The 13311-nt window shown below is 45.8% G+C and carries 12 protein-coding genes; 4 read left to right on the plus strand and 8 right to left on the minus strand.

What is annotated here, in order from left to right:
* Positions 1 to 45 precede the first annotated feature (45 nt).
* The 5 genes from ablB to yqeC form a co-directional block, all read right to left on the minus strand.
* Positions 46 to 897, minus strand: a complete 852-nt coding sequence (gene ablB, locus SPIGRAPES_RS00475) for a putative beta-lysine N-acetyltransferase (RefSeq protein ID WP_014268809.1) — start codon at positions 895 to 897, stop codon at positions 46 to 48.
* A complete protein-coding gene (kamA, locus tag SPIGRAPES_RS00480) occupies positions 890 to 2227 on the minus strand; it encodes a lysine 2,3-aminomutase (protein WP_014268810.1) in 1338 nt (445 codons plus the stop codon). Before kamA ends, ablB begins: the two co-directional genes overlap by 8 nt.
* A 531-nt stretch (positions 2228 to 2758) precedes the next feature.
* Entirely contained in the window at positions 2759 to 3676 is a 918-nt protein-coding gene (locus SPIGRAPES_RS00485; RefSeq protein WP_014268812.1) for an AEC family transporter, read from the minus strand.
* Positions 3677 to 3854: 178 nt separating this feature from the next.
* Positions 3855 to 5660 (minus strand): selenium-dependent molybdenum cofactor biosynthesis protein YqeB, encoded by a 1806-nt coding sequence (gene yqeB, locus SPIGRAPES_RS00490; protein ID WP_014268813.1) that lies wholly within the window; start codon positions 5658 to 5660, stop codon positions 3855 to 3857.
* On the minus strand, positions 5657 to 6373 hold the full coding sequence (yqeC, locus tag SPIGRAPES_RS00495; RefSeq protein WP_014268814.1) for a selenium cofactor biosynthesis protein YqeC: 717 nt from the start codon (positions 6371 to 6373) through the stop codon (positions 5657 to 5659). Before yqeC ends, yqeB begins: the two co-directional genes overlap by 4 nt.
* A gap of 88 nt (positions 6374 to 6461) precedes the next feature.
* Between yqeC and SPIGRAPES_RS00500 the strand changes: the two genes are divergently transcribed.
* The gene (locus SPIGRAPES_RS00500; RefSeq protein WP_014268815.1) at positions 6462 to 7085 is read left to right on the plus strand and encodes a hypothetical protein; all 624 of its coding nucleotides are present in this window, start codon (positions 6462 to 6464) and stop codon (positions 7083 to 7085) included.
* Here the strand turns inward: SPIGRAPES_RS00500 and SPIGRAPES_RS00505 are convergent.
* Positions 7079 to 8803, minus strand: coding sequence for an ATP-binding protein (locus SPIGRAPES_RS00505; protein WP_014268816.1), 1725 nt, complete (start codon positions 8801 to 8803; stop codon positions 7079 to 7081). The genes SPIGRAPES_RS00500 and SPIGRAPES_RS00505 overlap by 7 nt on opposite strands.
* Before the next feature lies 1 nt (position 8804).
* Positions 8805 to 9482: a response regulator transcription factor gene (locus SPIGRAPES_RS00510; RefSeq protein WP_014268817.1), complete on the minus strand. Its 678-nt coding sequence runs from the start codon at positions 9480 to 9482 to the stop codon at positions 8805 to 8807.
* Between the two features lie 168 nt (positions 9483 to 9650).
* Between SPIGRAPES_RS00510 and SPIGRAPES_RS00515 the strand changes: the two genes are divergently transcribed.
* Positions 9651 to 10091 (plus strand): NfeD family protein, encoded by a 441-nt coding sequence (locus tag SPIGRAPES_RS00515; protein WP_014268818.1) that lies wholly within the window; start codon positions 9651 to 9653, stop codon positions 10089 to 10091.
* Entirely contained in the window at positions 10088 to 11032 is a 945-nt protein-coding gene (locus SPIGRAPES_RS00520) for an SPFH domain-containing protein (RefSeq protein WP_014268819.1), read from the plus strand. Before SPIGRAPES_RS00515 ends, SPIGRAPES_RS00520 begins: the two co-directional genes overlap by 4 nt.
* Positions 11033 to 11104: 72 nt before the next feature.
* Here the strand turns inward: SPIGRAPES_RS00520 and SPIGRAPES_RS00525 are convergent, their stop codons facing one another.
* A complete protein-coding gene (locus SPIGRAPES_RS00525; protein WP_014268820.1) occupies positions 11105 to 12442 on the minus strand; it encodes an acetate kinase in 1338 nt (445 codons plus the stop codon).
* A 203-nt stretch (positions 12443 to 12645) separates the two neighbouring features.
* On the opposite strand from SPIGRAPES_RS00525, the gene SPIGRAPES_RS17530 reads away from it, so the two are divergent.
* Entirely contained in the window at positions 12646 to 12888 is a 243-nt protein-coding gene (locus SPIGRAPES_RS17530; RefSeq protein WP_425358207.1) for a hypothetical protein, read from the plus strand.
* The last annotated feature ends 423 nt before the right edge of the window (positions 12889 to 13311 follow it).

A 13311-nucleotide genomic window follows, 5' to 3' on the forward strand; every position in this document is an offset into this window, starting at 1 on the left:
GGGGTGTACGTAAAAAGGCGGAGACAAGGGTGAATTCAGTCGGAGCTATACAGCTTTGGCCGTCAAGTCCTTATACCAGACATTCATGCTTTCGATATTACCTGAGATGTCAGTATTGTTTTTTAACCTTCCTCCGTATAGGTAGCCTGCCTTTGAGAACGTTATATTCATGCCCTTGGAGATGGCCCTGGCAATGGTAAAGGCTGTTTTGATTCCTTTCTTCTGTGCTTCCTGCTCCAAAAAGAGTAAAAGGTGAGAGGCATAGTTATTTCCCCTGTGGCTAGGCAGCGTTGCAAAATCGGTCATTTCGCTGTGGAGATGGTCTTTTGCAAAATTACATTCAGCGGAGGCAAGGGCTACCAGGTTCCCTTTCTTTTCTATCCCAGCAAACAAGGTAGTTCCTTTCAAAGAAGATTCGATAAATAAAGGGTCGTCAATAGGAAAGGGATACGAGGAGAATACTTGCTTGTAGAGCAATGACATCCGTGGAATATCTTCAACAGTGCAAAGCCGGACTCTAGTACCCTTTCCCAAAGGGGGTAGCGGTGATGTATTCTTTGCCTGGGCGAGGGAGAGTACCTGGTTGTACTCTGGTATTTTCAATTCCTGCTCCCGCTCGGATGTAAAGTATTTGCATAGAAACAATCCTTTCTCTGTGCCCCCATAGAGTCCGTTTACGAGAGCTTCCACGGCAAACCCCGCTTGGAGGAAGGCCTTTGACTTGGATTTGGGGACTTTTGAGAAAATCTTGCCATACCCATGTTTTACGGCAAGTTTGTTCATGTGGGCAATAAGGAAAACAGGGTCAGCTTCCCTGATATCCATCATATATACTCTGCTGTTATTCTCTCCATGCTGAACTAAAGCTCCATCAAGTGCAAGGGTAGTATCATACATTGACAGCCTCCTTGACCTGGGAAGTTTTGGTTGCCTTCTCATGACAACTAGGTGTCATGGAATAGTTTTTCTCATAGTCACAAAGTAATTTCTCGATTCCGATTGCCTTGTATTCGTCCGCTTCCTGGAGTTTGAGCTCAAGGTTGCATTTTTCACAATTCCGATCACAGGTAGTGGGTACGTAGGAACTTGGTTCCTGGTAGGTAGTGATGACTCCCTCGTAGTTGCGGAGAATTACTTTGTTTGAAGACCAGGAAATCAGATAGTTTGGCATGACTGGTATTTTCCCTCCGCCACCGGGAGCATCGATAACATACGTGGGGACGCAGAGTCCACTGGTATGGCCCTGTAGGCTTTCCATAATCTCGATACCTTTTCCTACGGAAGTTCTGAAGTGGGAGAGCCCCTCCGAGAGGTCACACTGATACATGTAGTAAGGTCGGACCCTGTTTTGCACGAGTTTATGGACCAATGACTTCATGATACGGGGGCAATCATTCACTTCATTAAGTAGAACAGACTGATTTCCCAAGGGAATGCCTGCATTGGCAAGTTTTTCCAGGGCTTTTCTGGAGGAGTCAGTCATTTCCCTGGGATGGTTGAACTGGGTGTTCAAAAACAATGGATGATGCTTCTTAAGCATAGCTATCAATTCATCGGTAATCCTATAGGGGAGTACCACCGGCACTCTTGTACCGATACGGATAATTTCAACATGTTTGATTTTCCTCAGTTCGGTGAGAATCCAATCGAGATATTCATCGCTGAGGAGCAGCGGGTCTCCGCCACTGAGCAGGACATCCCGCACAATCGGATGCTCGGCAATATACTGGATGCCTTGTTCGATCCGCTCTCGATCGGGGATGCTCTCGATATCCCCGACTTTTCGTTTCCGGGTACAGTGCCTGCAGTACATGGCGCAGGTATTGCTGACCAGAAAGAGTACCCTATCGGGATAACGATGGGTCAGGCCGGGAACCGGGCTGTCCACATCTTCATGCAAAGGGTCTTCCATATCACAATCCATAATGTCCAGTTCTTTGACCGAGGGAAATGCTTGTTTGAAGATAGGATCGTTTTCGATTGAATCTGTCGAGTCGCTTTGGATGAGAGACAGGTAATACGGGGTGATGGACATGGGGAATTTTTTAATGGTTCTCTCGATATCATTGCGTTGTTTTTCAGGGAAAGAATAGGCTAATAGTTTTTCAAAGGTCTCAATATCCCTGATGCAATGTCTCATCTGCCATTTCCAATCATGCCAGCGTGTATGGTCCACGGTAGTGTCGAATCGATCGATGATCTGTTGTTGTGATTGTGAAAAAGGCATAGAGAAAGCTCCTTGGTTTTAATGTGATCTAAGCACATCTCTGATAGTTTTTGGACATGGTTTATTTTGGCAATGTATTTGCCTGTTTTGCCCAATTACATGAGAAATATTTTTTATATTTTAAGTAATTATAACACAGATAAAGAATAACTGCAATGGTTGTCTTCTGCAGTCAATTAATCGGGTATTTTTTACGGTAATTATTGGGGTAAGAAGTATCTTTCAAAAGGAATTTTAAAGGTGTTTTTTTACGGCAAAAACAAGACATTACAGCTTTTCTGAATGCTCCGGTTTTCCTTGCAAATGACCTCTTTTAACTTACAAAGCAAGGTTGCAGCTTTGGCCGAGGTAGTTTGGTTTGCAGGATCGGAAGCAATATTTGCCATGGCGGGACCACCCCCCCCCTACCTGAAAGCCCCAATAGATCTGTAAGGGGAAAAGGGGCTTGGTTAGACCTTTGGGCAAAGGTAGGTAGTACCTATGTATACGATGTGGCAGGGGGTAGAAACCCCCTGCAGGTATGGTTTGCTATCAGACATATAGCGAAGTCGCAATCATCACCAAGAGAATGGAGAAGAGGGTATCGAGGCTGAGCGTGTTGTCCACATAATCGGCGTTTGCCTTGTCTCCCTGGCGCATATAGATGGTAATGACAAAGGGAGGCGGGGTGAGAAACATAACCAATACTGCATAGCGGTAGATGCTATCCATGTTCAGTAGTCCATCCACTATAAAATAGTTGATTGCCAAAGCCAAGACAAATAGTACAATCTTTCTGAAAAGGATGGTCTTCACAGACAGGGCCAGACCTGCACGTTTGATGTGAATGCCATATCCTATGGAGATGGCGATGAGAGGAACGGTCAAATTTGCAAGGAGTGCGATAGATTCGCCTATTGCTGTCCAGAAAGGACTGGGGGGAATTGCTTTGCCTATGAGGCTGACTACGATTCCTGCAAAGATTGCCACAATCACAGGGGAGGTTAAAAACTGCCTGAGTAAGACTTTTGGGCTGGTTATCCCGTCGCGTTCGCGAATCAGGAGAGCCATCAGGACAAAGAAAACAAAGAGTACCTGTCCAAGGTCCACTAAGGCCATCTTGCCAAGATTCTCGCTGCCATAGACGGAGAGAAACAAAGCATACCCAAGCATTCCCATTTCAAAGCCACCCATCAGCAAAGGGAAATAGGGTGACACTAGCTTGAGCGGTTTTGCAAGTGCTTTGCCAAGCAGGACCATGAAAAGGCATACCAGAAACATGGCGACTACCAGCAACAGGTACCGCTTTTCGATTTCCAGGGAGGAAAAAGCCTGGAACAAGAGTGCAGGCAGGGCCAATGTAGAAACGACTTTTTTGATGCCAGCTAGAGAGGCTTCTGTAAACATTGTCGACTTCTGCAATAAAAAACCAAGCACGAACAATAAAAGAATTGGAAGAATTGACCACATATGCAAACGTACCTCCCTTGCGTTATGTACCGTATCAAGAATTCGTTTGGCAAAACTGTACGTTAAGCCCTAAAACAATAGCATCCCCAAGGAAGTGGGGCAAGGATTCGTGCCTAGTACATGCGACTAGATAACCTCCTATTGGATTGCTCCAATAGGAGTGATTTGTTTCAGTAGGTCATAGACTATTTCTAAAATGATCCAAAGCCTCGAGTACACCGCCTGCAATGGCCTTTGCCTTGTCGCTGGCAGTAGTAAACTGTGCTTCTTTTCCCCTTGGGTCGATGTCGGCTACCTTGAAGCCCTTGGTTACCAAAAGCCCATTGTTGAGCAGTCCCCTAAGCATACCGTCGATGGTTGCCAAAACTGGCTGGTCATCTACTGTTGCGATGCAGTCCCCTGCCTTGACAATATCACCGAGTTTTTTGTCTGAGTAAAAGATTCCTTCGCCTGGGCTGCGCAGGACCCGTTCAGCACCGTACCCGCCGATAATGCCGGGAATCCCACTGTCCGGGATAGCACATCCTTCTTTGATAATCCTTCCAAGGGTATGGCCCCGTTTGGTTTCGATGACAATATGGCAATCTGACCCTGCAGTGAAACCAGGGCCAAGGCCAATGACCAAGGGGGCATCGGTGATGTTGGTGCCCAGATTCCGCTTAGCCAGAATTGCATCGACGACACACAGCGGTTTCAGTTTTGCAATAGACTCACCCTTCGGGTCACAGAGAATTGGGATCTTGCCTTCCTTGAGAATTGCATAGACATTTGCCAGGTTGTCACAGCGTTCGGCAGTCGTATCCTCTACCGTGGTTGTTTTGTCAAACATAGCCTGGGCAAGGCTTACCGTGCACCTGATAACCGTAGGCTTATCGGTTTCCAGGGCAATGACCTGGTACCCTGCATTTGACAACCTGATAATGACCCCGGTCGCAAGGTCCCCGGCTCCCCTGACAATGACCAGGTTTCTGTTCTGGTACTTTAAGCTGTTCCCCGTTGTTTTGTTTTTCACTTTCATGATTTCGGCTAGGACACTCACCGCTATTTCTTCAGGACTCTGGGACCCGATATCGAGCCCAATGGGACTGAAGAGACGACGTTCGTCGCTTGGTGTCAGCTTCAGTTGCTCCTTTAAGGCCCTTTCCTTATTGTGGGAGGCAAGGATTCCCAGATACGGGGCATCGGTCGAGAACAGATAGGAAGCTTCTTCAAATCCGAAGGCATGGGCAGCAATTACGATATAGGTATACGGCGTGACGGTGACCTTATCCAATCCTTCTTTGATAGTAGGGGCCAAGACCAATCTTCTTGCTTTCGGGAACAAGGACCTTTGGGCAAATTCATCCCTGGTTTCCAAGACCTGGATCTCGAAACCCAACATATCAGCCAAGTTGGCTATTGCCTGGTTTACATGTCCCCCCCCGATGAGCAGAAGGGAGGCACAGGTTTGGGGAATATCCACAAAGTAGGTATATTTGTCTTCTTCGATACATATGCCTTTGTTCCTGCTAAGGGCTTCTATTGTCTTTTGTGCAAGCAAAGGGGAGGGATTGCCATATACAAAACCTTCGGGAGTTGCAAGGAAACGTTTTTTTATATCACCGGTAAGGGTCGTAACATAAGCAAAGGGAGAATGAAAATGCTCAAGGTCAGTGGCTAGCAGAAAAAGTTGATCATCCTCTCCAGGTTGTATCTGCTCTATATAGAGTTGCACAGAACCCGCCTGTCTGTTAGCCACCTGCTCGATGGAAAAGGAGCCCAGATAGGTTTTTTCCTTGCTTTTTTGCAGCAAGACAGCCTGTTCAACAGCAAAAGCCTCCAAGGCCCCGCCGCCGATGGTACCGCTACATTGCTTATCTTCCCAGACAAGCATCCTGCCGTTTTCCCGGGAGGCCGATCCTTCTTTTTTAATGAGTGTGACCAAGGAAAACTTAGTTCCTTTCTGTATCAATTCATATGCCTTGGAAAATATCATTGAGCTCATAAATCCTTCCTGTAATAGAGTATGTTTTGCTTTAGCGAACCGAAAAACAGGGGGTAGGGGAGAGAAACCGAATCAGACAATTCCCTGCAGGCGTCAATTTGGTTTGAGGTGACTTGGTTGAAAAGAACCACTCCCTTTCCCGTCATTCTTTTTGTTATTCCTTCCTTATGCAGAAGCAGTTTTTTCAATGTCTCGATATCGACCAATTGTTCGGGAAAATCCTGTGCATAGAGCTCCGAACCAAAACAATTTTCTGCAAACGGTTTTTTCAGGGTTGCAAAGGATGCTATGGCAATCGTTGCCGTCACAAAAGAAGGCACGACAGGATCGCCTTGGTTATGGAGTTTCAAGCCCAGGTGCCTCGAGCCGTCTGCTTCCAGAATAATGACATCATAGAGGGAGCGCAGGCGGTCTATCTCCTCAATAGGGGGAGTCAGGGCTTTTTCTCCCTTTCTTGCATAGAATACCCGTTCGCCTTCTTTGGGCATATGGGAAAAGACGGAAGAGTCAAAGAAATAGGAATCACATCCATATTCTACATCTGAGGGAAGCATAAGCTTTGTCGTAGTGGAAAGAAGCACCCGCTTTTTCTGTTTGCTATACAATGAGGCAAGCTTGATCATGCAAGTGGTTTTCCCACCGCCTCCGGTTATGGCAATACAGGATTCATATCCGTTAAGGGTTTTCAGGATTTCGGCATATAACTCGTGCATGGAGAAACTGTACCACCGTGAGGTCCTGCTTGCAAGATGGATTTCTTATATAACTAGCAATACCGCAAAAAAAGGCTACACTTATTGCATGAATACACAAAATATTTCCTATGCTATTGGGGTATCCATCGAAAATGACCGATATGTACTATGCAAAATGAATCTGCAAGGGAAGGATATCCATTATTACAGCGGAAGAACTGACACAGAGCGGGGACAGCAGAAATTCCTCTCAAGGTTTTCTTTTGATTCGATTGCCTTGATACCTGACTGTTATCTTGCTGTCAGGGCCTATGAACTGTTTTCCGAGCAGGTAGCAATCTTTCCCTCGTCAATTCTCTGGGATACCTGGAAGAAGGCTGGGGTTAAAAATGGTGAGCCCCTCTCCCGGTTTGCAGCAGAGTTCCTGCTCAATGAGCAACTTCCGCCCATGGAACTGTCGGATTACCAGAAAGAGCAAATCCTCTTAGACCAACAAAAGGAATTGGAACAGATCCAGCGTATAGGGGACTCCTCGCAGGCTATCCTGCAGGAAGTTATCAAGGGAAGCAACGACCCGGATCTCTGTAAGAAGGCAATGCAGAATGAGTATGCTAGCAGGACGTTTCCCGCCGCAGGGGAAAGCACTGAAGAAACCGCCGGTCAATTGAAAATACGTGACGATGGTTCCTTCTTTTCACGATTCTACAAAGTGCTCAAGGATTCCTATTGAGGAATGCTTAACGTGAATGTAGACCCTTCCCCTATATGGCTTTCAACAGAAATGTTCCCGTTATGGATGTTGGCAATATGCTTGACAATGGACAGTCCCAGACCGGTTCCGCCTTCCTTCCTGCTCCGTGCCTTGTCGACCCGATAGAACCGTTCGAAAATTCTCTCAAGGTTTTCTTCGGCAATCCCGCAACCCTGGTCCTGTACTTTGAACAGTATCTGGTTCTCGACCTCCTCTACAACGATTGAGATGGTCTTTCCTTCCTCGCTGTAGAGAATTGCATTAAGAATCAGATTTACCATAGCCTGTATCAAAAGACCTTCGTTACCCATACAGTATAGCTTCCGCTGTACTTTGCTTTCGATAACCATTTTCTTCATACTCGCCTTATAGGTACACCGCCTAAGGCTTTCCTCGATAATGTGTTCGACAGAGCAGGACTGCATGGTAATCTGTTTTTCATCGTTCTCAAGCGAGGCAAGCAGGAGCAAGTCTTCTACAATGAGTTGCATCTGTTTGACATTGTCAAAGATTATTTCGAGAAATTGTTGTGCCTGTTTGCCCTCTGCCTGTTTGTTAACCAGAATTTCTGCAAAGCCTCCAATTGAAGTCAGCGGGGTTTTAAGCTCATGGGACACATTTGCCACGAAATCCTTGCGTACCAGCTCGAGGCGTCTGGTTTTGGTAATATCGGTGAAAGTCAGTACCAGCGAGATGATTTTTCCTTTCTTTTCAGCAACTGGTGCCATGCAAACCTGAAAGTACATTCTCTCTGAACCCTCAGGGCACACTGTCAGACAGCAAGGGGTAGCTGATTGACCTGTAAAGGCTTTTTCAATTGATGTCTGTACTGCTTCACTGAATACCCACTGCCGAAGGGGTGTCTCTTTGGCAATGGTGTTATGGGCAAATATTCTGTCAAACGCATTGTTTGACAGGAGAATTCTCAAGTTGCTGTCGATAAGGACTATCCCTTCTTCCATGGCATTGAAAATGGCAAGGAATTCGAAGGAAGTGTTCTGCAGTTGCTTGAACTGCTGTTGCAACTGGACTGCCATCCCATTCAGGGTTTCAGAGAGAATTGTATATTCTGTAGGGCCTATAACCGTTGCATGGTGGGATAGATTGCCTTTGCTATATTCGATTGCCGTGTTTGTTAAAATTTCCAGGGCCTTTGTCGTATGGTTGATAATAAAGACAATCGTGAGCATGGATAAAAGTAGCAAGGCCAAGAATATCAAAGCAAGGTCGGATAGAAACTCGTATGTCCAGTTCTTGATGACCGATAGTTCCCTGCTGACCCGTATGACCTCATTTGAGTCAGTGAGCAAGGCTTCATAGAGCAGTTGTTGCTTGGCGTTGGCACTGCTTCTTATTGCCGTACCGGTTCCTTTTGCAAACGCATCCTTAATTTCCTGGCGATAGAGATGGTTGTCCAGGTCTTTTGGATTGAAATAGGTGTCATAGCTGACTGTTCCGTCACTTTTGATAATGGTTATCCGAAGTGAAAAAGCTGCGGCGTAGGTATCGAGTTCTTTATCACTGAGATTTGCCTCCCTTAAGTAAACCGCATGGTTCGAAAGGCGTTGTTGTTCCCTGGTTATCTCAGAAGACCTGTAATGAAGGACGGTAAACAAGGCACAGGCAAAGATAGCCATAGCCAAAAGGCTTGTGGCTGTAACAATAAGAATAAACCGAAGGGAATGTTGTTTTTTCAAATCAAAGCTCCTTGAATGTATAGCCAATACCCCAGATTGTCTTGATAGAGTTTCCTTCTTCTCCTAATTTCTTTCTCAAGGTTGCAACCTGCACGTCTATTGAACGGTCGGTGACCGGATAATCGTTGCCCTTGACTTTGCTTATGATCTGGGCACGGGTAAATACCTGTTCCTTGTTTGAGGCTAAGAGATACAATAGCGCAAATTCAGTGGCAGTGAGGTCTACTTGTTTGTCTTGTACCATACAGAGATGCCTCGTTACATCCATCGTCAGATTATTTGCACGAACAATTGTCTCCCCTTCGGTATTTGTCTGCATTCTCCTCAGTACGGCTTTGATCTTCGAAATCATAACCTTCATGCTGAAAGGTTTGGTAAGGTAGTCATCGGCTCCAAGTTCCAGCGCCATGACGATGTCGCCTTCGTCTCCTTTTGCAGATGCAATAATTATAGGTACGCTGTTATGCAGGCCGTATCTGATTTCCTTGATAGTTTCCAAACCGTCCATGACAGGCATCATTATATCTAGGATTATAGCATCGATCGTTTCAGTAGCAAGCAGGCGCAATGCTTCTTTCCCGTTTTCCGCGGAAACTGTCTTGTACCCATTGGTTTCAAGATTAAAACACTCGAGCCTGCGGATATCCAGATCATCATCGACAACAAGAATAGTATTCATGCATCTACCCTAGTATGGGAGGCGAGGGGAAGACAAGTGCATGCCTACCTTATTAACACATTTTTTATATTTGGAACAATCTTGTGGTTGTTTAATGAGCAATCCCTTTCCTTTGGTTATTCTGGAATATGTTGGAGCCCAGTGCTATAATCCTGTTGGAGGTACACTATGGTAGCTTGGCAAATCTGGATAGTTGTAGGATTGGTTCTTTTTATCCTTGAATTGTTCACCCCTGGTTTCTACATAATGAGTGTGGGGCTGGGGTGCTTCGTTTCTGCTTTGGGCTCAGCCCTTCATTTGTCTTTTATTTTGCAGGTGGTCCTGTTGGCAGCAGGCTCGTTGGCAAGTATATTCCTCCTACGGCCACTTTTGTTGCGTTACAAGGGTGATGGAAAGAAAAGCGGGGTGGACGCGTTGGTCGGACGTGAAGCTCTCGTAATCGAATCGATCGACAATGCATCGAATGAGGGAAGAATAAAGGTTGGCGGGGAAAACTGGAAAGCCCGCAGTGTTGAAGACCAGCATATCGAAAAGGGAACTATCGTAATTATCGAGCATATCAGTGGCGTAACGGCTTCTGTAAAGACAAAGGAGAGCGAAAAATCATGAGCCCTGCAATTTTGATTGCCATATTGTTTGCGTTTTTTATTTTATTATCTCTACTGAAAGGATTGAAAGTCGTACCACAGGCTCAGACTATGGTGGTCGAGAGGCTTGGGAAATATCACAGGACCTTGGAAAGCGGGGTCACGGTCATTTGGCCTTTTATTGATAAACCAAGGACAATTCCCTGGAGAACGAGCGTTTCCGGGCAGAAAGGGGAAAAAACTGTCAAACTTGTAGATACCAAATGGATAGATTTACGCGAACAGGTCTATGATTACCCGAAACAGAATGTCATAACAAAGGATAATGTAAATGTTGAGATAGATGCATTGCTCTATTTTCAGATTACCGATCCGATGAAGTCAGTCTATGAGATCGCAAACCTTCCGATGGCAATCGAGAAACTGACACAAACCGCATTGCGTAACGTCCTCGGTGAACTTGAACTGGACCAGAGTCTGACAAGCCGCGATACAGTCAACGCCAAATTGACACAGATCCTGGACGAAGCGACCGACAAGTGGGGAGTGAAAGTAAATAGGGTAGAGTTGCAGGATATCAATCCACCCCAGGAAATTCGGGAACAGATGGAAAAACAGATGCGGGCTGAACGTGACCGCAGGGCTGCCATCCTCATCGCTGAAGGACAAAAGCAGGCGCAGATACTTGAGGCTGAAGGTTTCAAAGAGAGTGCAATCAAACGAGCTGAAGGTGAAGCAGAGGCAAGGATCAAACGCGCCAATGCGGAAGCAGAGGCTGTAAAGCTACTCAAAGGGGTGTTTGGTTCCGACTCCACGTACACGCAGTATCTGGTAGCAATGCGCTATATTGATACCTTGGGTGAAATGGTGAAAGGGAAAGACAATAAGGTAATCTATATGCCATATGAGGCAACCGGGGTGTTGTCTTCCCTTGGCGGCATAAAGGAATTGCTGAAATCGTAGTACCTTGGTAATGCATAAGCAAAAGGCGCCGTAATGGCGCCTTTTGTTAGTATTGCTGCTGTTTGCCGAAACTTATCTGGGCAATGCAATGATACTCTTGAGTTCAGGTTTTTTCTTGAGGTTCTTTACCAGGTCCCGTGCACGGCCCTTGTTCACATAGTCTTTGCTCTCAAAGGTGTAATGGAAATTGGTGTGGACATCATAGGTTCCATTCATCAAAGCATAGGCATCTTCGGTAATGACCAATTCTTCATCGGTAGGGATGACGAAAATCTTAACCTGGGAATCATCGGTACTGATCTCAAATTCGCCATTGCGGCAATGGCAGATTTCATTTTTGTACTGGTCGAGTTTTGCGCCGATTACTTCAAGCCCAACGCAGGAACCCTTACGGATGTGTCCGCCCATTTCCCCGACACCGGCGGTAAATACAATGGCATCAACCCTTCCGCCGAGCAAGGCTGCATATCCTGCAATATATTTTTTGAGGCGGTGACATTCGAGGTCGATGGCTAGCTGGGCACGTTCGTTGCCCTCTGCAGCTGCAGCTGCTACGTCACGGCGGTCACTCATGCCACAGATGCCGATCAAACCACTTTTTTTATTCAGGGTTGTGTCCATTTCCATGGCAGACATGCCGGTGTTCTGCATCATGTAAGGAATGATTGCTGGGTCAAGGTCACCGCTTCGTGAACCCATTACCAGACCTTCAAGGGGGGTAAGTCCCATGGAAGTGTCAACACAGACTCCGTTTTTCACTGCACAGACAGATGCGCCGTTGCCGATATGGCAAATGATGACATTTGTATCTTCATTCTTTTTGCCAAGCAGAACAGCAGCTCTCTTTGCACAATACAGGTGGCTGGTTCCGTGGAAACCATATCTGCGGACATTGTTATTAGTATACCATTCATAGGGAACTGCATACATGAATGCCTCGGCGGGCATTGTCTGATGCCAAGCGGTATCCAAAACAATGGCCTGGGGAACATTCGGCATTGCCTTTCTTGCTGCTTCGATGCCCATGATATTGGCTGGCATATGCAGAGGCCCGAGGGGAATGACTTTTTTCAGCTGTTCAACAACTTCATCGGTAACCAAGGCAGACTTTTTAAACAACTCACCACCATGCAGTACACGATGTCCCACTGCTCCGATTTCGGAGAGGCTCTTGATCACCCCATGTTTCTCATCGAGCAACATTTTGATAATGAGTTCAATTGCTTCTTTGTGTGTAGGGGAAGAAAACTTTTCGTTATACTCTTCCTTGCCGGTTGCTTTGTGTTCAATTGTCGAATATTCGAGACCGATACGCTCAACAACGCCAACAGCCAGAATATCCTTGTTTCTCCAATCGTAAACTTGGTACTTGGCAGATGAACTGCCACAGTTCAAGGTCAGAATTACCATGAAAGTCTCCTCTAAGTGATTCAAAAAAAATAGATGAATTTTTCTACCCCGACATTAAACCACTAATGCAGTGAATAATCAACTGAAGCAAAACCCTTGGAAAGGTATCTTTTGCAATATGAAAGAATTTTTCCTGATATTTTTCCAACTTTTCCCCTTTTTATTATTTGCAAACCAGAATCTAACATGTAGTTTTACTCCGAATGAAAGCCATTACTCCCTTTCGGTCGAGAATGTCAGTGACAATGCTTTCTGGCAAACTGGAATCTCTTTTACAGGGAAAGATGGATACTCACTCACGCTTCCTGTTACGGGTTCCCTGCAAACTGACTGGGGGCTTTTTACGTTTGGCAGCCGTGCTCTCTGGGAAAACAGCAGGTTTTGTACATTCCTTGATGGGCATCCTTCCCTCATGTTTTCAAATGGGTGCTTTTCGGCATCATTGACCAACAGCTTCTTGAATTTGCAAGGACCTCGTGCCTTTGAGGTGGAACTTCTTTTAAAAAATGCTTCTATTTCGTTGTTGAATTGGGCTTGGGGTGCCTCAAATATTGAAAAAGAATACCACTATGTTACTACCTGGGATGAACAAAAGGCTGCAGGGGGTTTGGCAGGTAGCCTTTTTCTGCACGGAATGAAGGGTGAGGCCTCTCTTGAAGTGATTTACACTGGTGTCAGTGGCTTGCAAGCCTTCATCCAGCAAAAATTGGTGTTTCCCTTTGCTCAGGTTATGGTTTCCTATGGGGATAAAACCTATCCGAAATGTTTTAGGGTTGAACTTGCATATCAAGGTTGCAAGCTATTTGCAGATTATTCTTTTGAAAGCAAGTATGGAAGTATTCCTGTTTTTGGTGGGGAGTCACAGATTC

The sequence above is a fragment of the Sphaerochaeta pleomorpha str. Grapes genome (assembly GCF_000236685.1).
Classification (GTDB): Bacteria; Spirochaetota; Spirochaetia; order Sphaerochaetales; family Sphaerochaetaceae; genus Sphaerochaeta; species Sphaerochaeta pleomorpha.

Coding starts and splice junctions, on each gene's coding strand:
- SPIGRAPES_RS00485 (WP_014268812.1), bottom strand. CDS start 3,676: ATGTGGTCAATTCTTCCAATTCTTTTATTGTTCGTGCTTGGTTTTTTA.
- kamA (WP_014268810.1), bottom strand. CDS start 2,227: ATGCCTTTTTCACAATCACAACAACAGATCATCGATCGATTCGACACT.
- SPIGRAPES_RS00515 (WP_014268818.1), top strand. CDS start 9,651: ATGGTAGCTTGGCAAATCTGGATAGTTGTAGGATTGGTTCTTTTTATC.
- yqeC (WP_014268814.1), bottom strand. CDS start 6,373: ATGCACGAGTTATATGCCGAAATCCTGAAAACCCTTAACGGATATGAA.
- SPIGRAPES_RS00510 (WP_014268817.1), bottom strand. CDS start 9,482: ATGAATACTATTCTTGTTGTCGATGATGATCTGGATATCCGCAGGCTC.
- SPIGRAPES_RS00520 (WP_014268819.1), top strand. CDS start 10,088: ATGAGCCCTGCAATTTTGATTGCCATATTGTTTGCGTTTTTTATTTTA.
- yqeB (WP_014268813.1), bottom strand. CDS start 5,660: ATGAGCTCAATGATATTTTCCAAGGCATATGAATTGATACAGAAAGGA.
- SPIGRAPES_RS00500 (WP_014268815.1), top strand. CDS start 6,462: ATGAATACACAAAATATTTCCTATGCTATTGGGGTATCCATCGAAAAT.
- SPIGRAPES_RS00525 (WP_014268820.1), bottom strand. CDS start 12,442: ATGGTAATTCTGACCTTGAACTGTGGCAGTTCATCTGCCAAGTACCAA.
- SPIGRAPES_RS17530 (WP_425358207.1), top strand. CDS start 12,646: ATGAAAGCCATTACTCCCTTTCGGTCGAGAATGTCAGTGACAATGCTT.
- ablB (WP_014268809.1), bottom strand. CDS start 897: ATGTATGATACTACCCTTGCACTTGATGGAGCTTTAGTTCAGCATGGA.